This is a genomic window from Paraglaciecola algarum (assembly GCF_021532655.1).
Taxonomy (GTDB): domain Bacteria; phylum Pseudomonadota; class Gammaproteobacteria; order Enterobacterales; family Alteromonadaceae; genus Paraglaciecola; species Paraglaciecola algarum.
Genome location: NZ_JAKGAS010000015.1, coordinates 53,623 through 76,482, shown reverse-complemented (window position 1 = coordinate 76,482; position 22,860 = coordinate 53,623). Strand labels below are relative to the sequence as shown.

The window sequence follows — 22,860 nt, the reverse complement described above, 5'->3', positions numbered from 1 at the left end:
TTAAAAAAGTAACGGTTAAATAGGTTTTAGGCGAATTGGCGTGTTAGTTGCTATCACTATGGTTAATCACAAATAAACACAGAAAGCGTCAATTTTTCGTTTATGGAATTAACTTCTTATTTAAATCGATTCGATAAGAATCAGTTCAAAAATGCAACTTCAAAGTTAGGCGCTCCTATAGTTCTGTTGGCGATTATGGGCATGGTTATTTTGCCCATGCCGGCTTTCTTATTAGATATTCTATTTAGTTTTAATATTGCCCTGTCTCTAGTGGTGATACTGGTCTCTGTATTTACTAAAAAGCCTGTTGATTTTGGTATCTTCCCTCTTGTGTTATTAATTGCCACGGTTTTACGTTTGGCACTGAATGTAGCATCAACACGTATAGTGTTATTAGAAGGTCATGAAGGTGGAGCTGCCGCTGGTAAAGTGATTGAAGCCTTTGGTGCTGTGGTCATTGGTGGAAACTATGCTGTAGGTATAGTGGTATTTGCTATCTTACTTATCATCAACTTTAAAGTAGTCACAGCTGGTGCTGGTCGTATATCCGAAGTAAGCGCTCGCTTTACTTTAGATGCTATGCCAGGTAAGCAAATGGCCATTGATGCTGATTTAAATGCAGGCTTTATCGACTCAGATGAAGCACGTAAGCGCCGACTTGAAATCACCTCAGAAGCAGACTTTTATGGCTCAATGGACGGTGCTTCAAAATTTGTAAAAGGTGATGCCATTGCTGGTTTATTCATTATGTTAATTAACATAGTGGGTGGTTTGTTTATTGGCATGATCCAACATGATTTGACATTTTCTGATGCAATAGAAATTTATACCTTGTTAACTATAGGTGACGGTTTAGTCGCGCAAATTCCATCACTTCTTTTGTCGGTAGCAACAGCGATTATTGTAACTCGTGAAAATGACTCTCAAGAGATGGGCCAAGAGCTAACAAAGCAGTTGGGCAATCAACAAGCCTTGTACATTACTGCGGGCATATTATTTGTAATGGGCATAGTGCCTGGTATGCCCCATGTGGCATTTTTAGGGTTTAGTGCACTGGTGGCGGGTTTTGCATATTACAGTCACTGGGCGGCGCAAAAGAAAGCCAATGAACCTGAAGAATTAACTAACTTACCTGAACAAAGTCAGCAGCCTGCAGAAATAAAAGAGCTTGGCTGGGATGATGTGCAGCACGTTGACACCATTGGTCTAGAAGTTGGTTATAGGTTGATCCCTTTAGTTGATAAAGCTCAAGGAGGAGAGCTATTAACTCGTATTAAAGGTGTACGTAAAAAGCTTTCTCAAGAGTTAGGTTTTTTAATTCCACCTGTACATATTCGCGATAATCTTGATTTAAGTCCGAATAATTACACCATTGCCATGTTAGGTGTAACTGTGGGGGAGTCAGAATTAAGTCATGATGATGAATTGGCCATTAATCCAGGCCAAGTGTTTGGTAAGTTGGAAGGCAAGGCGACTACCGACCCTGCATTTGGTTTAGAAGCAGTTTGGATTAAGGGCAATCAAAGAGAGCATGCCCAGACTCTAGGTTATACAGTAGTGGATGCAGCTACTGTGGTGGCCACCCACCTTAGTCAATTATTAACCAATAATGCTTATCAATTATTAGGTCATGAAGAAGTTCAACAATTATTAGATTTATTAGCTAAAACAAGTCCGAAATTAGTCGAAGGGTTAGTGCCAGATGTGTTGCCGCTGAGTACTGTGGTGAAAGTGTTACAGACTCTTTTATACGAAGGTGTGCCAATTCGAGATATGCGCAGCATAGTACAAACCTTATGTGAATTTGGACCTAAGAGTCAAGATCCAGATGTATTGGTTTCAGCTGTTCGAATCGCTCTTAAGCGTTTGATTGTTCAAGAAATAAACGCAGGCGAACCAGAAATCCCAGTGATTACATTGGCTCCTGAGCTGGAACAGATGTTGCATCAGTCACTTCAAGCTGGTGGTGCTGATGGCGCTGGCATAGAGCCTGGTTTAGCGGAACGTCTTCAAGGCTCGTTAAATAAAGCCAGTCAGCAACAAGAATTAGCGGGTGAGCCCGCGGTATTATTAACCTCGGGCATGTTACGTCCAGTGTTATCGAAGTTCTTAAAACATTCGGTTAGTGGGTTACACGTGTTGTCGTATCAGGAAATTCCTGATGATAAACAAATTAAAATAGTCAGTGCCGTGGGTCAATAATATGACACACAAATGGTACACAAGGGGGACATGTGAAAATTAGACGCTTTTATGGCAAAGATATGCGCGACGTACTTAAACAAGTGAAAGATGAGTTAGGCGGCGATGCGGTCATAATGTCGAATAAAAAACATGCCGATGGTATCGAAATAGTGGCGGCATATGACAAAGAGCCTGAAGCGAAATTGCAGCCGAAAGCAAAAACAGCTCCCCAAAGCCACTCAGGTAAATCGGTCAAAACTCCCACTCTTAGTGAAATTATCGGAGACACAGGGCCAGATAGTTTAAAAGCACTTTTAGAAAAACAAGCTAAAGCGGCGGCGGAAACGCCAGAAAAAGTTAAAGCTGATACTTCATATACTGCTCATAATGCCCCAGTTTCAAGTTCACCTGTTGCCAGTCATTCAAGCCCCATTGAACAAAATGCCTTAAAAGAAATGAGGCAGGAACTTTCCTCGTTACGTAATATTTTGCAATTTCAAGTGTCTGGTTTGATTGAACAAGAAAATAATCGCAAACATCCTTTACATAGTTATTTAGTGCAAAAGTTACTTCAGATGGGAATTTCAAACTCTTTAGCTGAAGAAGTGGTAGCTTATGCACCTGAATCAGCTAATGAGCGACAAGCTTGGTTATTCTTACTTAAACTATTGGCTAATAGATTACAGACCAAACAAGATGATATTTTGTCTCAACCAGGTGTTGTTGCATTGATGGGCCCAACGGGTACTGGAAAAACCACTACTGTGGCAAAGTTGGCCGCCCAAGCCGCTCAAAAATATGGCGCAGAGCAAGTGGCTGTGGTAACCATAGATAACTATAGAATTGGCGCATTCGAACAAATAGCCACCTATGGAAAAATTATCGGTTGTAGTGTGAAAAAAGCACAAAATGCCAATGAATTGTCAGATTTACTTTACCAATTTAGAAATAAACGTTTAGTATTAATAGATACTGCTGGTTTTGGTCAAAAAGATGCTAGACTAATCAAACAGTTAGATACTATTAATCAAAAATCATGTGTTACCATTAGAAAATATTTGGTTATGCAAGCCAATTGCCAGTATCGTGTAATGCAGCAAACTGTTAAAGAGTATCGACAGATTTCTTTACAAGGGTGTATATTGACTAAACTTGATGAATGTTACAGCCTTGGTGAAGCAATAAGTGTAGCAATTGAGAACCAATTGCAGGTATGTTATTTAACCAATGGACAAAAAGTACCTGAAGATATGCAGCCAGCAGACACAAAATTTTTAATAACTAGTGCTGCAAGGCTTTATAAAAAATTCGGATTAATTCATACTGACGCAAATTACATTAAAAATGCAGCAGTGGCAGTATGATTGAGGATCAAGCGAGTAGCTTAAGAAGAATGAATCAATCTAGACTTATTAAAGTGATAGCCGTAACCGGCGGTAAAGGTGGTGTTGGTAAAACTAACGTCACGTTAAACACAGCTATTTCCCTCGCTCAGCAGGGTAAACGTGTGATGGTCCTAGATGCCGATTTAGGGTTAGCCAACGTTGATGTTTTGTTAGGGCTAAGGGTCGAAAAAAACCTGTCACATGTTTTATCTGGGGAATGCACTTTAGATGAAGTCTTAGTCGAGGGCCCCTACGGAATTAAGATCGCACCAGCAACTTCTGGTACTCAATCTATGACTGAGTTAACACCTACCGAACACGCGGGGCTTATTCGTGCTTTCAGTGAATTACAGTCTCAAATTGATATATTGATAGTTGATACTGCTGCTGGTATATCTGACATGGTATTAAGTTTTTCAAAAGCATCACAAGATATTTTAATGGTAGTGTGTGATGAACCCACTTCGTTAACCGATGCGTATGCCTTGATTAAAATTCTGAATAAAAATCACGGAATATTTCGCTTCAAAATAGTGGCAAATATGGTGCGTAGCATGCGAGAAGGTGATGAACTGTTTTCTAAGTTAACTAAAGTAACCAATCGTTTTTTGGATGTTGCTTTGGAACTAGTAGCTGTTATTCCTTTCGATGAAAACGTACGTAAATCAGTCAGGAAACAAAAAGCTATTGTTGATGCTTACCCTACGTCTCCTGCTGCTATGGCTATTCGTCGTTTGGCTAAAAAAGCAATAGAATGGCCAATTCCTAATCAACCAGGTGGGCATCTTGAATTCTTTTTAGAACAATTAGTGACTAAAAAAGCGGTGGGTGATAACCGGTGAATAGTAAAGCCGCCGCTTATCAGCAGCTTGCCGACAAAAATGAGTTGGTTGAACGGCATGCTCCGCTGGTAAAACGAATCGCGCATCATTTGATTGCAAGATTGCCAGCGAGTGTTATTGTTGATGACCTAATTCAGGCTGGCATGATTGGTTTGTTGGAAGCATCGAGAAATTTTGACGGCAGCAAAGGTGCAAGTTTTGAAACGTTTGCCGGGATCCGAATTCGTGGTTCTATGTTGGATGAAATTCGCAAAGGAGACTGGACCCCTCGTTCTGTTCATAAAAATGGTCGGGCGATAACAGCGGCAATTAATCAGGTCGAGAGCGAAACTGGACGTGATGCTAGAGATGTTGATATTGCAGAAAAGTTAGAAGTAAGCATTGATACTTATCATCAGATGTTAAATGAGGTCAATGCTGGAAAAATAGTGGGTATTGAGGATCTAGGAGTGACAGAAGATGTCATTTCGACCGAAAGTAGTAAGGGGTCTGATTCTCCCTTTGAAGACTTATTACAAGGTTCATTTCAAAAAGCATTGGCACATACCATTACAACTTTGCCAGAGAGAGAGGCAATTGTTTTGTCACTCTACTATGATGAAGAACTGAATCTTAGAGAAATTGGTGAAGTACTGGATGTTAGTGAATCCAGAGTGAGTCAAATACATAGTCAAGCCATGTTGAAATTAAAATCTCGCATGCAATCTTGGCAGTCAAACGAAAAATAAAATTAATTAGTGTTTAAATGAGGTTGGATCCTCACCGGAGGTGGTTTTGGATAAGAATATGAAAATTCTTGTTGTTGATGACTTTTCAACAATGCGTAGAATTATCAAGAACTTACTTAAAGATCTTGGTTTTACTAACATACAAGAAGCGGATGATGGCAGTACTGCTCTTCCAATGTTGCAACAAGGTGATTTTGATTTTGTAGTGACAGATTGGAATATGCCAGGTATGCAAGGAATAGACTTATTACGAGCGATTCGTTCTGATGCTAATTTAAAACATATTCCTGTATTAATGGTAACGGCTGAAGCGAAGAAAGAACAAATTGTTGCAGCCGCTCAAGCAGGTGTAAATGGTTACGTAATTAAGCCGTTTACTGCTGCTACTTTGAAAGAGAAATTGGCTAAGATATTTGAACGTATTGGTTAATTCAGGCTGCCCTGATAGAGAGGAAGGACTGTATGACACCTATAGATATTGCGCCTATTTCGCTTGAAAATGCCCAAAAGTTAGTTGCCTTAATTGAAGCGGGTGATAATCAAGGAGCGCATGATCTTTTAGAAGAAGCTCATGCTAATAATTCAACTGAGCTGTTTTCGGAAGTTGGCAAGTTGACTCGTCAATTGCATGACTCGTTGAATAACTTTCAACTAGACCCACGTATTGTCGATATGGCAAACGAAGATATTCCCGATGCTCAAACACGATTATCTTATGTAATTGAAACAACAGAAGAAGCTGCGAATAAAACCATGGACTTGGTTGACTCTTGTATGCCAATTGCTGAAAAACTTCAAAATGGAATTGTCAACTTGATCCCTGAGTGGGATAAGTTGCTAGCACGCAAACTAGAATTGGGTGAATTTAATAAATTAGTAAAAGATATAGATGCATTTTTTAAAGAAGGTGCGGAAGATTCAAAACAATTGAGTAACTTATTGACTGAAGTGCTTTTAGCTCAAGGCTATCAGGATATAACAGGTCAAGTAATTAAACGTGTGATTGAGTTAGTTAAGGAAGTTGAAGATAATTTAGTCTATATGTTAACCATGTTCGGTGGTGTTGAAGTCAAAGAATCTGAAGAGACAGTGGAAAAGTCTAATAATTCTGATAAACAAGCCGATATGATAGTGGCTGAAGGCCCCATAATGGATGCCGACAGCAGAGAAGACGTTGCGTCAGATCAAGATGACGTAGATGATTTGCTTTCGAGTCTGGGATTTTAGGGGTACATAGAATATGTCTTTTGATGTTGACGAGGAAATACTTCAGGACTTTTTAGTTGAAGCCGGTGAGATTTTAGAGCAACTACAAGAACAGCTTGTTGACTTAGAGAATAATCCTGAAGATGCTGATTTATTAAACGCTATCTTTAGAGGTTATCACACTGTAAAAGGTGGAGCTGGTTTTCTTTCTCTGACCGAATTAGTCGATATTTGTCATGGTGCTGAAAATGTATTTGATGTCATGCGCAATGGACAAAGAACCTTAACCCCTGAATTAATGGACGTTATTTTACAAGCTACAGATGAAGTTGTAGTGATGTTTGATGCAGTTAAAGCGGGTGAACCTTTAGTAGCAGCAGAAAAAACTCTGCTCGACACACTGACTCGATTAAGTGCACCTGAATCTGCCGACGAAGCCGTTGTTGAAGAAGCTGCTGTTGAAGAAACTTTGCAAGAAGCTGAAGTATCACAACAGGAACCAAGTACCCCCTCCGAGTCTGGCGATGATTTTAGCGAGGATGAATTTGAAGCGCTGTTGGACGAATTACACGGAAGTGGTGGCGCCCCAGCTTCGAAAGAGAGTAAACCTGAAATTGCCGCTGCTGATGGCGATATAAGTGACGATGAATTTGAAGCACTATTAGATGAATTGCATGGAAAAGGGCAGTTTAAAGCAGAAGCTGAGGCGCCTAAAGCGCCAGCTGCTGAAACGCCTGTAGCCGGCTCGTCTGATGATATAAGTGATGATGAATTTGAAGCTCTGTTAGATGAGCTTCATGGCAAAGGAAAAAGCCCAGCAGCTAAAGCTGAAACACCTGCAGAGCCAGTTAATGAAACACCAGCTGTTACGCCTAAAAAAGAGCAGGTAAAAGAACCGGAAAAAACACCCAGCCCAGCAGCAAAAGCTCCGGCCAAACCTGTAGCGGCGCCAGTCAAAAAAGAAGAGAAAAAAGCTGCCGCCCCCCCACAAGGCGAGACTACAGTTCGGGTAGATACTAAACGACTCGACCAAATTATGAATATGGTGGGTGAGTTGGTGCTAGTTCGTAACCGTTTGTTAAGTCTAGGCATTAATGTCAACGACGAAAGTATGACTAAAGCCATTGCCAATTTAGATGTGGTAACAGGCGACTTACAAGGTGCTGTGATGAAAACTCGCATGCAGCCTATTAAGAAGGTATTTGGACGTTTCCCGCGGGTTGTTCGTGACTTAGCTCGTACTTTGAAAAAAGAAATCACCTTAGAGCTTGAGGGTGAAGAAACAGATTTAGATAAAAATCTTGTTGAAGCCTTAGCTGATCCTTTGGTCCATTTGGTTAGAAACTCAGTAGACCATGGCGTTGAAATGCCAGAGGAAAGAAAAGCTGCAGGTAAACCTACTATGGGGACTGTTAAGTTATCAGCATCACAAGAAGGGGATCATATCCTACTTAGTATTGTCGATGATGGTAAAGGTATGGATCCGGAAAAGTTAAAAGAGATTGCAATCTCTCGGGGTGTTCTAGACTCAGATTCTGCTGCGAGAATGACAGATGTTGAAGCATTCAACTTAATTTTTGCACCAGGCTTTTCTACTAAAACAGAAATTTCGGAAGTGTCTGGTCGTGGTGTTGGTATGGATGTGGTGAAAACCAAAATCAACCAGCTAAATGGTACTGTAAGTATTGATTCAAAAATGGGAGTGGGAACCACTTTAGAGATTAAAGTACCACTGACATTAGCTATACTGCCCACTTTGATGATAGTTATTGGTGAACAAACCTTTGCTTTACCACTTGGTTCAGTAAATGAAATTATCAATATGGATGTAAGTAAAACCAACACCGTTGATGGTCAATTGACTATGATTGTTCGGTCTAAAGCGATTCCAATATTTTACTTAAGAGAATGGTTAGTGCGTAATCAAAGAGCTGACCAAATTGATAAATCTAAAGGGCATGTCGTTGTTGTACAAATTGGGACACAGCAATTAGGGTTTGTAGTGGATGCTTTAATAGGCCAAGAAGAAGTGGTAATTAAACCTTTAGACGAATTGTTGCAAGGTACTCCGGGAATGGCTGGAGCAACTATTACTAGTGATGGTGGCATTGCGTTAATATTAGATGTGCCAGCTTTATTAAAAAGGTATGCGGCTAAGCGCTCTTAAGTGTTGCCATTAAATAATACAATGGCTTTAAATAAAGGTAGAAAAGCTGAAAATGGCTTACAGGATATTAGTAGTTGATGACTCAACTTTTTTTCGCCGTAGAATAAAACAGATCTTAGAATTGGATGCAGAATTAGAGGTGGTTGGTGAAGCCAAAAATGGCGTAGAAGCAATTGCTAGTGCAGCGACTTTAAAACCAGATGTGATCACTATGGATGTAGAAATGCCGGTCATGGATGGTATCACTGCGGTTAAAAAAGTGATGGCACAAAGTCCAGTGCCAATAATAATGTTTTCATCTATTACTCAAGAAGGGGCGCAAGCTACACTTGATGCCTTAGACGCCGGTGCATTGGATTTTATTCCTAAGAACTTTGAAGATATCGCTTTAAATAGAGCTGAAGCGGTTTCACTACTGCAAAATAGAGTGAAGTCTTTAGCTAAAAACAACAAAACATCTGCTAAATCGAATATTGCGTCAGGCTCAGTAAAAACCAGAGGTCAAATACGTACTAGATTACCTACGGACATTTTAGGCTCCAAATATTCAGGTTCATTAAGTAAACCTTTACCAATAGGTTCGATAAAAAATTATGCTTGTTTAGCCATTGGTGCTTCTACTGGTGGGCCGGTTGCTTTGCAGCAAATATTAACTGAATTACCAAAAGCTTTTCCTGTACCTGTGATTATTGTACAACATATGCCTGGTACTTTTACTGAAGCGTTTGCTAAAAGGTTAGATGAACATTGCCAAGTTAAAGTGCGAGAAGCTCAAAATGGTGACCTACTGCAAAAAGGAGTATGTTATTTAGCGCCAGGTGGCAAACACATGACAGTGTCGGGTTCGAACAAAGCGCCTAAAATTACAATTTCAGACCCTAGTGCATACCCTACTGCAGCCTACAAACCTAGTGTTGATATTACTTTTGATTCTTTGGCAAAGGTTTATGCAGGTGATGTTTTGGCCGTTATTTTGACCGGCATGGGGGCTGATGGCAAAGAAGGTTGTCGTACTTTAAAAAACAAAGGCGCAACTATCTGGGCGCAAAATAAAGAAAGCTGTGTGGTTTATGGCATGCCTCAAGCCGTAGCTAAAGCCAATATTGCAGAAGAAAGTTTTGATATAGCGGCAATGGCGACCAATATTAAAAAGAAACTAGCTCATTAGTGATATCACTTTTAACTAAATTTAGGCCAAACGTGTAGAGGAATATTTCTACATTGAGTTTGTTTAGACATTAACATGAAGGGCCATATTTTTGGTAATTTGGACGGTAGCAAATCATAAAGGAGGGGTGGGTAAAACTACTACAACAGTTACCTTAGGTGGCTTGCTTGCTCAGGCTGGCCATAAAGTGATTTTAGTTGATACTGATCCTCAAGCCTCGATGAGTTATTACTTTGGTATTGACTCTGAACAACTATCATCAAGTTTGTACGATGTGTTTATGGGGGGACAAGAACTAAATAAAGAACTAGTGATGAATTGTTTATGCCCGACAAAATTAGATTCTCTTTTTATATTACCAGCCACCATGGCATTGGCCACGTTAGATAGAAAACTAGGCACTAAAAATGGTATGGGGCTTATTTTACGTAAAGCATTGGACAAGGTTGCAGATGAGTTTGATTATGCCATTGTAGATTGCCCACCTGTTTTAGGGGTGTTAATGATTAATGCCTTAGCTGCAAGTGAGAGGGTTATTATTCCTGTGCAAACCGAATTTTTAGCGTTAAAAGGATTGGATAGGATCATGCATTCAATGGAAATTATGCAAAAGTCCTTAGCTAAGGTATTTGCATTTAGTATTGTGCCAACTATGTATGATAGAAGAGTTAAAGCAGCCACAGATGCATTACGCTTATTAGGAGAAACCTATCAAGATAATGTATGGGATGGCGTTATTCCAGTGGACACTAAGTTTAGAGATGCAAGTCAAGCTCAAAGTCCCCCTTCGGTATATTGCCCTAAATCTAGAGGTGTGTACGCTTATATAAGATTGTTAGATTATTTACAAAAGTTGGAGCCTAGTCATGTCTAACCATCCATTTGCCAATGAAAATGTAATGGAAGATTACATGTCAGCTCTTTTGACGGAAGAGGCGTCAGAAGAACTTGTAGCTACAGACCTACATAAGCAGTCTGTTGAGCAGCTATTGAATACAGTGCCAGCTCCAAGAAGTGAACCTTTTGAAGAGCCGGTAAAGCAAGTTGTTGAAGTTCAACCAATAATTGCTAAAGTTATTGAGACAAAGGTCGAAGAAGAGCTAACAGCTGTTGAATCGAAAACAGAGGTTATTAGGCCTACTGTCCCCGAAGGTGAGTTTCAAGTATTATTATTTGAAGTGGCAGGCATGACCTTAGCTGTTCCCCTTACGGAGTTGGGAGGTATACATGAAATGCAAAGTGTTAACCCAATATTTGGAAAGCCCGATTGGTTTAAGGGGGTACTGCTACATAGAGATGAAAAATATAACGTAGTAGACACTGCAAAATGGATAATGCCAGAAAAAGCTGTAGAAAAGGTGGCAGAATCTACAAAATATCAATATCTTATAGTATTAGGTGAAAGTGGTTGGGGATTAGGATGCGAAAGTCTAGTGACAACCGAAACCTTGTTGCCTGATGATGTGAAGTGGCGAAAGGTAACAAATAGTCGTCCGTGGTTGTCAGGAATGGTAAAGAAAAAAATGTGTGCCTTGTTAAATATACCTCAATTGATGAGTATGTTAAGCCAAGGTTTAAGCAGTTATGATTAGTCTATTATAGGCCGGAGCAATTGGAATGAGTGACGAAAGAAATTCAAGCAATACAGTAGCAGCAAATGGTGACGAAGTCCTTCAGTGGGTTACTTACAAGCTGGGTGAAGAAACCTACGGCATTAATGTAATGCAAGTGCAAGAGGTGCTTCGTTACTCAGAGATCGCTCCAGTACCAGGTGCCCCAGACTATGTGCTAGGCATTATTAACTTACGTGGAAATGTGGTGACCGTCATCGACACTCGTTCGCGTTTTGGCTTACCGTCTTCAGATATTTCTGATAGTACGCGTGTGGTTATTATTGAATCTGATGATCAAGTGGTAGGCATTCTGGTTGATAGTGTCGCCGAAGTGGTTTATCTGCGCTCTTCTGAAATTGATAGTGCGCCTAATGTGGGTACAGAAGAAAGTGCTAAATTTATTCAAGGTGTCAGTAATAGAGACGGACAACTGCTAATTCTAGTGGATTTGAATAAATTATTAAGTGATGACGAATGGAGCGAAATCACTAATATATAATCTTGGTTATAGGCCATATTCCAGTATATAGCCTTTTACTGAGTCTTAAAATAAGTGAGTATGAGTAGTATATGGACCTAACATTGATTATCAGTATTTTAGCGTTAGGTTTTAGTTTGCTTGGTTTATTCGCTGTATATAAAACTTTTTCTATTCGTGGTTTAGTGGAGAAAGATTTAGAATCTCAAAAAGAACAGGTATCAAGCCTTATTCGTCAAGTAAAAGGTTTTTCTCACGAATTAGACGAAGTTCGAAGTGCAACCTACGCTATGGTTAATCGCATTAAACAACTAGAATCACAAGTCGAACAAGTCAAATTATCTCAACAAGAAGTGGTTGAACAAGATCCTCAAAGTCGATTTTACAGCAAAGGTGTAAAACTTGTCAGCCAAGGCGCCAGCATCGAAGAGCTCATGCAAGAATGCGATATGCCATTAGCCGAAGCAGAGTTATTGTTTAATTTACATAATAAACAGAATTAGACTTTCCTAGTAATACATTACCATCTGCAAATCTTTATTAAAGTTTAATGGACTTCCTCATTTATGATCGTGAATTTATTAAAATACATTACGGTCTATACCTATTTAATAGAGATTATATTTTTTCATTTAGACGTCTAGACGTAAAGATGTTGACATTTTTGCCTTATTAAGCGAAATTAAAAAACATTATATTCAGTCTTGGAGTCATTATGCCTATTCGGATCCCTAGCGATTTGCCTGCACAAAGTGAGTTACACAAAGAAAATATCTTTGTGATGGATACGTGTCGTGCGGCTACTCAAGACATTAGGCCTATGGAAGTGGGTATTTTAAATTTAATGCCGAATAAAATGGAAACTGAATTACAGTTTTTAAGACTGTTATCTAATACCTCATTGCAGGTCAATATTGATTTGATCCGTATAGACAATCAAGCGCCCAAAAATACACCTAAAGCACACATGGATAACTTCTATGTGCAGTTTGACGATATTGCTTATAAACAATATGACGGCTTAATTGTTACTGGTGCCCCTTTGGCTCACTTGGATTATCATGATGTGAAGTATTGGGACAAAATGCAGGTGATCATGGATTGGGCCCGTAAAAATGTGCAATCTACTTTGTTTTCTTGCTGGGCTGCCCATGCTGCAATGTTTCACTATTTTGGCAAATTCAGAGGTTTGCGGGAGCAAAAGTTAAGTGGAATATATCAACACTTTGTTCAAAATGAACATGATGAGTTATTACGTGGGTTTGACCCTGCTTTTTTTGCCCCTCAGTCGCGTTATGGTGAAATAAGCTTAGAGGATTATAACTCAGTTGAAGAGTTGAATGTATTAGCAACGTCTAAAGAAGGGGGCGCTTATATTGTAGCTTCTCAAGATAAAAGGTTGGTATTTGTCACGGGACACCCAGAATATGATCCAGACAGCTTAAAGCAAGAGTACCAAAGAGATATTCAGGCAGGAGGAGAGCCTGTTCTGCCAGTCAATTATTTTGAGCAAGACGACCCATCAAAAAAACCAATGGTAAGCTGGCGCGCTCATGGTAGTTTGTTGTTTACCAATTGGCTTAATTATTACGTGTATCAAACTACTCCTTATGATTTGACACAACTCTCTGAATAGAATGGGGCGTCGGAATGAAAGTAAATTCTGACTAAAACGTCTGAATAAATTTTTGTTCTAAAAAAGAGTCAAGAAAATGAATAATAAGAGGACTTAAATTGAGTCAACTAACAATACAACAGAATTTAATAGAAGCAGCTCAGCAGCGAATTTTGTTACTAGACGGCGCTATGGGTACTATGATCCAAGATCATAAGCTTGAAGAGCAAGATTACCGAGGAACGCGTTTCGCCGACTGGGCCTCAGATGTAAAAGGTAACAACGATTTATTAGTGTTGACTCAACCGGATATTATCTTTGATATTCATTGTGCATATTTTGCAGCTGGTACTGACATAGTCGAAACCAATACCTTTAATGCCACTAGTATTTCGATGGCTGATTATCATATGCAAGACTTGGCTAAAGAGATTAACTTTGAAGCCGCCAAGTTAGCTAAAAAGGCCGCAGAAAAATACACCGCTTTGACTCCGGAAAAGCCTAGATTTGTTGCGGGCGTATTAGGGCCGACTAGTCGAACAGCTTCCATTTCACCTGATGTGAATGACCCTGGTTTTCGCAATGTCACCTTTGATGAACTGGTTGAAGCTTACGTTGAAGCCACTCATGGCTTAATTGAAGGCGGTGTGGATTTAATTATGGTTGAAACCATTTTTGATACGTTAAACGCTAAAGCTTCGGTTTTTGCTATTCAAACCGTTTTCGAAGAACTAAAACTTACCTTGCCAGTCATGATTTCAGGCACTATTACTGATGCGTCAGGACGTACCTTATCTGGCCAAACCGCAGAAGCTTTTTATTATTCAATGAATCATGTTGCCCCTTTTAGCTTTGGGTTAAATTGTGCTTTAGGTCCAGATTTATTGAGACAATATGTAGAAGAAATTTCTAACGTGAGTGAATGTTTAGTCTCAGCTCATCCTAATGCCGGTCTACCTAATGAGTTTGGTGAATATGATATGGGGCCAGACGAAATGGCGTCACATATTAAAGAATGGGCAGCGTCAGGGTTGTTAAATATCGTAGGAGGCTGCTGCGGTAGTACGCCTCAACACATTGCGGCCATATCTGAAGCAGTAAAAGACTATGCCCCAAGAAAAATTCCAAAACGAGACGTGAAAATGCGCTTGTCTGGTTTAGAACCTTTTGTCCTGTAGGTGGTTATGATGAAACAAGAAGATATGTTAGAGCAACCATCTCAGGCCTCGGCTAACTTTATCAACGTTGGAGAAAGAACCAATGTAACTGGCTCTGCCATGTTCAAACGTTTGATATTAGAAGATGATTATGAAAAAGCCCTAGATGTGGCACGCCAACAAGTGGAAAACGGTGCACAAATTATCGATATCAACATGGATGAAGCCATGTTGGATTCAGAAGCTGCCATGACTCGTTTTTTGAATCTGATCGCTTCAGAACCAGATATATCTCGTGTACCTATTATGATCGATTCATCTAAATGGTCGGTAATAGAAGCAGGACTTAAGTGCGTACAAGGTAAAGCCATAGTTAACTCTATTAGTTTGAAAGAAGGGGAAGAAAACTTTTTACATCAAGCTAAGTTATTAAAGCGATATGGTGCTGCCACAGTTGTTATGGCTTTTGATGAGGTGGGACAAGCGGATACAGAAGACCGTAAGTTTGAGATTTGCCAGCGTAGTTATAAATTGTTAACTGAAAAAATTGGTTTTCCACCGCAAGATATTATTTTTGATCCAAATATATTCGCGGTTGCAACAGGTATTGAAGAACACAATAACTATGCCTTAGATTTTATTAATGCGACTAGAAAAATTAGGCAAAATTTACCTCATTGCCATGTCTCTGGTGGCTTGTCTAATGTGTCTTTCTCATTTCGAGGGAATAACCCAGTTCGTGAAGCCATGCATTCGGTATTTTTATTCCATGCGATAAAAGCTGGCATGGATATGGGTATAGTTAACGCAGGACAATTAGAGGTATACGATCAAATACCAGCCGAATTAAAAGAAGCGGTTGAAGATGTGATCCTTAATCGTCATCCAGACGCAACTGATAAATTATTAGAGCTCGCTCCAAAGTATCAAGGTGACGGAAAAGCAGTTGTTAAAGATAACTTAGAATGGCGCGAATTACCGGTAAATAAGCGTCTAGAGCATGCTTTGGTTCGCGGCATCATGGATTTCATAGAAGAAGATACTGAAGCTGCAAGACTAGAAGCAGATAAACCACTACATGTGATTGAAGGGCCACTGATGGATGGCATGAATGTAGTGGGCGATTTGTTTGGTGAAGGCAAAATGTTTTTACCCCAAGTAGTTAAGTCTGCTCGGGTGATGAAAAAAGCTGTGGCTTATCTTAATCCCTTTATTGAAAAGGAGAAAGATCAAGGCAGCAGCAATGGCAAAATTTTATTAGCCACAGTAAAAGGTGATGTACACGACATAGGTAAAAACATTGTGGGCGTGGTTTTACAATGTAATAACTTTGAAATTATCGATCTAGGCGTGATGGTGCCCTGCGCCAAAATTTTACAAGTGGCTAAAGATGAAAAGGTCGACATGATTGGCTTGTCTGGGCTAATTACTCCATCGTTAGATGAAATGGTCTATGTGGCCAAAGAGATGCAGCGTTTAGATTTTGATTTACCTTTATTGATTGGTGGCGCGACAACGTCAAAAGCCCATACCGCAGTTAAAATTGAACAAAACTATCAACAGCCTGTAGTTTACGTGCCCAACGCCAGTCGTGCGGTGGGTGTGTGTCAAAAATTAATTTCAGCCGAGAATCGGGCTAACTACGCAAAAGAGTTAGATGCTGAATATGAAAAAGTACGTGTACAACACGCCAACAAAAAGCCTCGTACTCGCCCTGTCACTTTAGAGCAAGCTAGAGCCAACGCTTTTGATTTTGACTGGAGCAGTTATCAACCACCCAAGCCTAAAAAATTAGGTGTTATACCTGTTGATGTAGAGTTATCAGAATTAATAGACTATATCGATTGGACACCTTTTTTTCTAACCTGGTCTTTAGCTGGGCGTTACCCACGTATTTTGCAAGATGAAGTGGTAGGTAAAGAAGCCCAGAGCTTGTTTGATGATGCACAAGACCTGCTTAAATCTTTATGTGAAGGTGGCAGTAAAAATGGCAAGCTACAAGCAAAAGGCGTGATGGGAATTTTCCCTGCTAATAGTGTGCAAGATGACATCGAGATTTATACTGACGAAAACCGTAAGTCAGTGGCTCATATTGCCCATCACTTACGTCAACAAACTGAAAAACCAAAAGGTGCAAACAACTGTTTAAGCGACTTTGTAGCCCCTAAACACTCTAACAAAGCCGATTATGTTGGTGCCTTTGCAGTGACAGCAGGTATAGGTGAAGATGAGCTTGCTCAGGCCTATATTGAGGATGGAGATGATTACAACGGCATTATGGTTAAAGCTATTGCTGATAGGTTAGCAGAAGCCTTTGCTGAATACCTACATGAAAAAGTACGTAAAGAAATTTGGGCTTACGTACCTAATGAAAGCTTAAGTAATGAAGAATTAATTCGTGAGAAGTATCAAGGTATACGGCCTGCTCCAGGTTACGCCGCATGTCCTGAACATACTGAAAAGCAATTGATTTGGGATTTATTAGACGCTGAAAAACACACTGGAATGCAACTGACTGAAAGTTATGCCATGTGGCCAGGTGCAGCTGTGTCTGGTTTCTATTTTTCTCATCCAGAAAGTCGTTATTTTGCTGTTGCTCAAATCCAAGACGATCAGTTATTGGATTACGCAGCTCGTAAAAATTGGGACAGGCTTGAAGCGGAAAAATGGTTAGGGCCAAATATTCAATAAAGGTAGTTCTGTGAGCAATAAACCTTATAGTCAGGCTTGTGAAAATAACAAGCAACCCATTTTAAATGTGTTGCAAAGAGTATTTTCTCAATCTAAACAGGTGTTAGAAATAGGTTCTGGTACTGGGCAACATGCTGCTTTTTTTGCACCTAATTTATCTCACCTTGTGTGGCAAACAAGTGACTTATTGGCGAATCATGATGGAATTCATTTATGGCTGAAAGAGACCCAAGCAGTTAATTTACGATCGCCGATAAACTTTAAAATAGGGCAGCATGATTGGCCTAATAGCTCACTTGAGCACAAAGGTTTAACAAATGCTGAGTTTGATGCTGTGTTCACCGCAAACTCTACTCATATCATGCAGCCCCATGAAGCTCAGCAGATGATGCAGCTGGTCGGTGAACATTTACCTGCTGAAGGTGTATTTTGCCAATATGGGCCATTTAATATAAATGGCCAGTATACAAGCGAGTCTAATCGGGTTTTTGATCAACATCTTAAAGGCCAACACTGTGGCGGGATCCAGTCAATTGAGCAGTTACAAGAGTGGGCGGTAGGTTTGTCTTTAGTTGAACAGAATAAGATGCCAGCAAATAATATGTTGCTTGTTTGGCGAAAGTAACTCTGATTATTTATTTTCTAATTGCTTAAACGGTAATAACTTGTCTGCGTTAGTTTTGTATTCTGCGAGCTGGATATCTTCTTGCTTAATAAAACGCTCTACCCCTTCATGGAAAGCTTGCTGTTTTAACCAATGATTGGAGTAGCAATAAGTCGGTTCAAACCCCCTTAAAATTTTATGTTCACCTTGAGTCCCTGGATTAAATTGCGAGATATTCTGTTCGATGCAAAACTCAATACCTTGATAATAACAACATTCAAAATGTAATTTATCGACTTCAGTTAACGCCCCCCAATATCGACCACAAAGTTGTTTGTTATCAAAAACAAATAAAGCACTGGCTACCGGAGTATTATCTTTAGATGCACATACCAACATTAAATTCTCCCGCATGTTGGCAAATATTTGATTAAAAAACTCCTTAGTTAGATAACCTTGATGGCCACTGCGCTTTAAGTAGGTTTGCTGATAACACTCATAAAAAAACGCTAAATCTTCTTGGGTTAAAGCATTTCCATGCAGTCTTTTTACTGCAACATCGGCATCTAATAATGCCTGGCGTTCTTTTTTTATGCGTTTTCGTCGGCGGGAATGTAAATGATTTAAATAATTTTCAAAACTACTGTAATCTCGATTAAACCATTGAAATTGCACTGAATGGCGTTTTAGGTGGTTTTGTTCTGCTAAGGAGTTTGATAGTTCTTCCTCTACGAACAACCAATGCATAGAAGACATAGCATTTTGTTTGATATGAGCCTGTAACTTTTCGCAAATTAACGGGATAATTTCAGTTTGGTCAATGTCAGGCTTTAGCATTAACCTAGCACCTGTTACCGGAGTGAATGGAATACTTGCAACCAGTTTGGGGTAATATGTTAGGCCATATTGGCGATAGGTGTTTGCCCAAGCAAAATCGAACACATATTCGCCGTAACTATGTGTTTTTTTGTATAAAGGTAAAATCCCCACAGCTTGTTGGTTTTGATATATGATCAGGTGTTGCACGAACCAACCTGACCCTTGACCAACGGACTTAGAGCTTTCTAAGGCGTGCAGAAAGGTGTATTTACAAAATGGGTTAGTGTCTTGGGCAATGTCATCCCAAACACTTTGTCCTATTTTCTCAATTGAGGTGATAAATTTGACGCTAAACACTGATTTTTTGCATCCTTAAAGTCAACATTTAATTAGCTAAGTTTATTTCCCTTAATAATATGGCAGAGAATAACATTAAAATCATCAAACATACTATTACTCGATTATTGGCAAGGCGAGAACATAGTAAAAGTGAACTCTTTAAAAAGCTAATAGAACGTGATTTTGAACCTGACGAATGTCGGCAGTGGATAGCTAAATTTTGTGAATCTAATATTCAAAGTGATCAAAGGTTTACTGAATCTTTGATCAGAACTCGCACAGGCAAAGGGGTTGGCCAGAGAAGAATATTGCAAGAGTTGAAAGAGCACGATATCGATCCAGATGTCATAGCTAATATGTTTAAAGAGGCACAAATTGATTGGTTCGAACTAGCCAAAAAAGTATTTATCAAACGTTTTTCTGAGGAAGCTGGAACTGACTGGAAAGCTCGGCAAAAACAACAAAGGTTTATGTATTATCGAGGTTTTAGCCAAGAGCAAATTAGCTATGCTCTTGAATCAGTTGAAAAATAGCAGGTGAACAACTTAACAAGCACAGTGTAATCGTGATATCGTTGCGCCCACAAGCAGGTGTGGTAATGGATTGCGCCTTTTTTATTAACCTAATAATTATTATATTTCAGGATTGTTGATGAGTATGACTACCGCCGAGATTCGGTGCGCATTTTTAGATTTTTTCGCTTCAAAAGGGCACCAAAAAGTGTCTAGTTCGTCTTTAGTCCCAGGAGATGATCCAACATTGTTGTTTACAAATGCGGGGATGAACCAGTTCAAAGATGTGTTTTTAGGGACTGAATCTCGCAGTTATGACCGAGCGACTTCATCACAACGTTGTGTTCGTGCTGGTGGTAAACACAATGATCTTGAAAATGTAGGTTACACGGCAAGACACCATACTTTCTTTGAAATGTTAGGTAACTTCAGTTTTGGGGATTATTTTAAAACTGAAGCCATTCAATTTGCCTGGGAATTTTTAACCAAAGAATTAAAACTTCCAGCAGAAAAATTATTAGTCACGATTTACCATGAAGATGATGAAGCTTTCGACATTTGGGCTAATACAATTGGTTTAAGTGAAGATAAAATTATTCGGATTAGCACCTCTGATAATTTTTGGTCAATGGGTGATACCGGTCCGTGTGGCCCTTGTTCAGAAATATTTTACGATCATGGTGAGCATATTTGGGGGGGGCGTCCAGGCACACCAGAAGAAGACGGTGACAGATTTATCGAAATCTGGAATTTAGTTTTCATGCAGTTTAACCGTCAAGCTGATGGCACTATGGATCCTCTACCAAAACCTTCTATCGATACTGGCATGGGCTTAGAGCGTATTTCAGCCATAATTCAAAATGTGCATAGTAATTACGAAATCGATATATTTGAAAATTTAATTGAAGATACGGCTAAAATTGTCGGGGCAACTGACAAGCAAGATAAATCTCTTAGAGTGATTGCTGATCATATTCGTTCTTGTAGCTTTTTGATTTCTGATGGTGTCTTACCTTCAAATGAAGGTCGTGGATATGTACTTAGACGTATTATTAGGCGTGCTGTCAGACATGGTAATAAACTGGGTGCTAGCGATGTGTTTTTCTATCGCCTAGTGGCTGCACTTGAAACTCAAATGGGCGATGCTTATCCAGAGTTAAAAGATAATCGTCAGTTAATTGAAAAAGTACTTAAAACCGAGGAAGAGCAGTTTTCTCGTACGTTAGAAAGAGGCATGAATATTCTTAACGATGCCATTAAAGAATTAGACTCTGATGTGATCCCAGGTGAAGTGGTCTTTAAACTTTATGATACCTATGGATTTCCAGCTGATTTAACCAATGACGTAGCCAGAGAGAAAAACCTGACGATTGATGAAGATGGCTTTAAAGCTGCAATGGATGCACAGCGAAAAAGAGCGCAACAGGCAAGTCAATTTGATACAGATTACAATGAGCAACTAAAGTCTAATTGCTCATCGGACTTCTTGGGCTATGATAAAATAACTCACCAAGCAAAAGTGATTGAATTGTTTGCCGAAGGCAAGTCTGTAGAGTTAATAAATGACGGACAACAAGGTGTAGTGGTATTAGATCAAAGTGCTTTTTATGCTGAGTCTGGTGGTCAAATTGGTGACACTGGGCAATTAACCTCAAGTACCGGTGTTTTTGAGGTTAAAGATACGGTAAAACTAGGAAATGCCATTGCTCATAAAGGTGTTGTAACAGGTAACTTTAAGCTTAATGAGCAAGTAAATGTAGCTTTTGATGTTGAACGCAGAGAAGCGATAAAAGTAAACCATAGTGCTACGCATTTGATGCATGCCGCCCTAAAACAAGTGTTAGGTGAACATGTAAATCAAAAAGGTTCTTTAGTCACTGATGAAAGATTAAGGTTTGATTTTTCACATTTTGAGGCAGTTACAGCCCAAGAGTTACAAAAGGTAGAAACTTTAGTAAACGAACAGATCCGAATGAATCAGACTTTACAAACCAAACTGATGAACTTGGAAGAAGCAAAAGCTGCTGGGGCCATGGCTTTGTTTGGTGAAAAGTACGAAGAAGATGTACGAGTGGTATCCATGGGAGAGTTCTCAATGGAACTATGTGGTGGCACTCATGTCACAAGTACAGGTGAGATTGGTTTATTTAAGATTGTTTCAGAGGGTGGTATTGCCGCAGGCGTTCGAAGAATTGAAGCGGTTTCTGGAGAAAAGGCTGTAGAGTTTGTGCAGTCTCGCGAACTACAAATATCAAAGTTAGCGGGTTTATTAAAAACAGATCCAGATGGCCTAGTCGCACGTATTGAGCAAATGTTAGAGCGAAATAAAGCTACTGAAAAAGAACTAGATAAATTAAAGCAACAACTTGCAGCTAGTGCTGGGGCAGATGTTTTATCTCAAGTGATTGAAATAAATGGTATAAAAGTGCTGTCTACTCAATTACAAGGAGTTGAAGCTAAAGCTTTACGAGCTATGGTTGATGACTTTAAAAATCAATTATCTAGTGCCATTATTGTGTTAGCGGTAGCTGATACTAACAAAGTGAGTCTTATTGTAGGTGTCACCAAAGATCTCATCGCAAAAGTGAAAGCGGGAGAGTTAGTAAACTTTGTTGCCCAACAAGTTGGCGGTAAGGGTGGTGGACGTCCTGATATGGCTCAGGCTGGTGGAACTCAGCCAGAAAACTTAGATTCAGCTTTAAGTTCTGTACATGCTTGGTTGAACGATAAATTATAAATAGAATTTTTCGGTTATTTTTTGTAGTGACAACAAAGATAGGGATAAAACCGAAAGCGTAAAAATTTTGGCGAAATTAAATTTTTACTCTAACTTTAAACAAGGATTTGTATTTTAATTAACGGATAAAGGAGCAATAGAATGCTAATTTTAACTCGTCGTGTTGGAGAAACTCTAATGGTTGGTGATGACGTCACTGTTACCGTATTAGGGGTGAAGGGTAACCAGGTCAGAATTGGTGTAAACGCACCTAAAGAAGTATCTGTGCACCGTGAAGAAATATATATGCGTATTCAAGCCGAAAAAAATGCACAGTCTACCGGTAACGAACAAGTTGCTGGAAGTGATAGTGAGTAATTCACTTTGATATGTAGGAAAGCTGGATTTTCCAGCTTTTTTTATGCCTGAATTTTACACTTTACGTTTCTGTAAGGGATTCTTTTTGTAGCCAATTTTGCTGTTATTTTGAGCTAAAGATATCAATTTTTAAGCAGTTAAACTCCCATTGTATGAATTCTCAACAAACAGTCATAAACTTAATAAAAAATGTTTGACTTACTGCTGAGTATCAGTAAACTTCGGCTCCACATTTAGGAGAGGTGGCCAAGTGGCTAC

Annotated in this window: 20 protein-coding genes; 19 read left to right on the top strand and 1 reads right to left on the bottom strand. The window is 39.4% G+C overall.

The annotated features are described in order from the left end of the window. The first annotated feature begins 102 nt into the window (after positions 1–102). The 16 genes from flhA (at position 103) to L0668_RS18920 (ending at position 17,859) form a co-directional block, all read left to right on the top strand. Entirely contained in the window at positions 103–2,202 is a 2,100-nt protein-coding gene (flhA, locus tag L0668_RS18995; protein ID WP_235314305.1) for a flagellar biosynthesis protein FlhA, read from the top strand. Between the two features lie 32 nt (positions 2,203–2,234). After that, a complete protein-coding gene (gene flhF / locus L0668_RS18990) occupies positions 2,235–3,548 on the top strand; it encodes a flagellar biosynthesis GTPase FlhF (RefSeq protein ID WP_235314304.1) in 1,314 nt (437 codons plus the stop codon). Beyond that, entirely contained in the window at positions 3,545–4,411 is an 867-nt protein-coding gene (locus L0668_RS18985; protein WP_235314303.1) for a MinD/ParA family ATP-binding protein, read from the top strand. Before flhF ends, L0668_RS18985 begins: the two co-directional genes overlap by 4 nt. After that, positions 4,408–5,139, top strand: a complete 732-nt coding sequence (locus L0668_RS18980) for an RNA polymerase sigma factor FliA (RefSeq protein WP_235314302.1) — start codon at positions 4,408–4,410, stop codon at positions 5,137–5,139. Before L0668_RS18985 ends, L0668_RS18980 begins: the two co-directional genes overlap by 4 nt. Positions 5,140–5,185: 46 nt before the next feature. Continuing rightward, a complete protein-coding gene (cheY, locus tag L0668_RS18975; RefSeq protein ID WP_235314301.1) occupies positions 5,186–5,569 on the top strand; it encodes a chemotaxis response regulator CheY in 384 nt (127 codons plus the stop codon). A 32-nt stretch (positions 5,570–5,601) separates the two neighbouring features. Further along, entirely contained in the window at positions 5,602–6,366 is a 765-nt protein-coding gene (locus L0668_RS18970; protein WP_235314300.1) for a protein phosphatase CheZ, read from the top strand. A 13-nt stretch (positions 6,367–6,379) separates the two neighbouring features. After that, complete coding sequence (locus L0668_RS18965) at positions 6,380–8,512, top strand: chemotaxis protein CheA (protein ID WP_235314299.1); 2,133 nt, start codon at positions 6,380–6,382, stop codon at positions 8,510–8,512. 52 nt (positions 8,513–8,564) lie between these two features. Beyond that, positions 8,565–9,680: a protein-glutamate methylesterase/protein-glutamine glutaminase gene (locus L0668_RS18960; RefSeq protein ID WP_235314298.1), complete on the top strand. Its 1,116-nt coding sequence runs from the start codon at positions 8,565–8,567 to the stop codon at positions 9,678–9,680. Between the two features lie 91 nt (positions 9,681–9,771). Continuing rightward, positions 9,772–10,554, top strand: coding sequence for a ParA family protein (locus L0668_RS18955; RefSeq protein WP_235314297.1), 783 nt, complete (start codon positions 9,772–9,774; stop codon positions 10,552–10,554). Beyond that, complete coding sequence (locus L0668_RS18950; protein WP_235314296.1) at positions 10,547–11,272, top strand: chemotaxis protein CheW; 726 nt, start codon at positions 10,547–10,549, stop codon at positions 11,270–11,272. Before L0668_RS18955 ends, L0668_RS18950 begins: the two co-directional genes overlap by 8 nt. Before the next feature lie 25 nt (positions 11,273–11,297). Next, a complete protein-coding gene (locus L0668_RS18945; RefSeq protein WP_235314295.1) occupies positions 11,298–11,792 on the top strand; it encodes a chemotaxis protein CheW in 495 nt (164 codons plus the stop codon). 71 nt (positions 11,793–11,863) lie between these two features. Then, positions 11,864–12,274 (top strand): DUF2802 domain-containing protein, encoded by a 411-nt coding sequence (locus L0668_RS18940; protein ID WP_235314294.1) that lies wholly within the window; start codon positions 11,864–11,866, stop codon positions 12,272–12,274. Positions 12,275–12,486: 212 nt separating this feature from the next. After that, positions 12,487–13,407, top strand: coding sequence for a homoserine O-acetyltransferase MetA (gene metA, locus L0668_RS18935; protein ID WP_235314293.1), 921 nt, complete (start codon positions 12,487–12,489; stop codon positions 13,405–13,407). Positions 13,408–13,505: 98 nt separating this feature from the next. Beyond that, positions 13,506–14,564, top strand: coding sequence for a homocysteine S-methyltransferase family protein (locus L0668_RS18930; protein WP_235314292.1), 1,059 nt, complete (start codon positions 13,506–13,508; stop codon positions 14,562–14,564). 9 nt (positions 14,565–14,573) lie between these two features. Beyond that, entirely contained in the window at positions 14,574–17,234 is a 2,661-nt protein-coding gene (gene metH, locus L0668_RS18925; protein ID WP_235314291.1) for a methionine synthase, read from the top strand. A gap of 10 nt (positions 17,235–17,244) precedes the next feature. Then, a complete protein-coding gene (locus tag L0668_RS18920; RefSeq protein ID WP_235314290.1) occupies positions 17,245–17,859 on the top strand; it encodes a DUF938 domain-containing protein in 615 nt (204 codons plus the stop codon). 6 nt (positions 17,860–17,865) lie between these two features. On the opposite strand, the gene L0668_RS18915 is transcribed toward L0668_RS18920, so the two are convergent. Next, entirely contained in the window at positions 17,866–19,014 is a 1,149-nt protein-coding gene (locus tag L0668_RS18915; protein ID WP_235314289.1) for a GNAT family N-acetyltransferase, read from the bottom strand. A gap of 59 nt (positions 19,015–19,073) precedes the next feature. Between L0668_RS18915 and L0668_RS18910 the strand changes: the two genes are divergently transcribed. The 3 genes from L0668_RS18910 to csrA all read left to right on the top strand — a co-directional run bounded on the left by L0668_RS18910 (position 19,074) and on the right by csrA (position 22,602). Then, entirely contained in the window at positions 19,074–19,529 is a 456-nt protein-coding gene (locus L0668_RS18910; RefSeq protein WP_235314288.1) for a regulatory protein RecX, read from the top strand. Between the two features lie 118 nt (positions 19,530–19,647). Beyond that, positions 19,648–22,245 (top strand): alanine--tRNA ligase, encoded by a 2,598-nt coding sequence (gene alaS, locus L0668_RS18905; protein WP_235314287.1) that lies wholly within the window; start codon positions 19,648–19,650, stop codon positions 22,243–22,245. 141 nt (positions 22,246–22,386) lie between these two features. After that, positions 22,387–22,602, top strand: coding sequence for a carbon storage regulator CsrA (gene csrA / locus L0668_RS18900; RefSeq protein WP_235314286.1), 216 nt, complete (start codon positions 22,387–22,389; stop codon positions 22,600–22,602). Positions 22,603–22,860 lie beyond the last annotated feature (258 nt).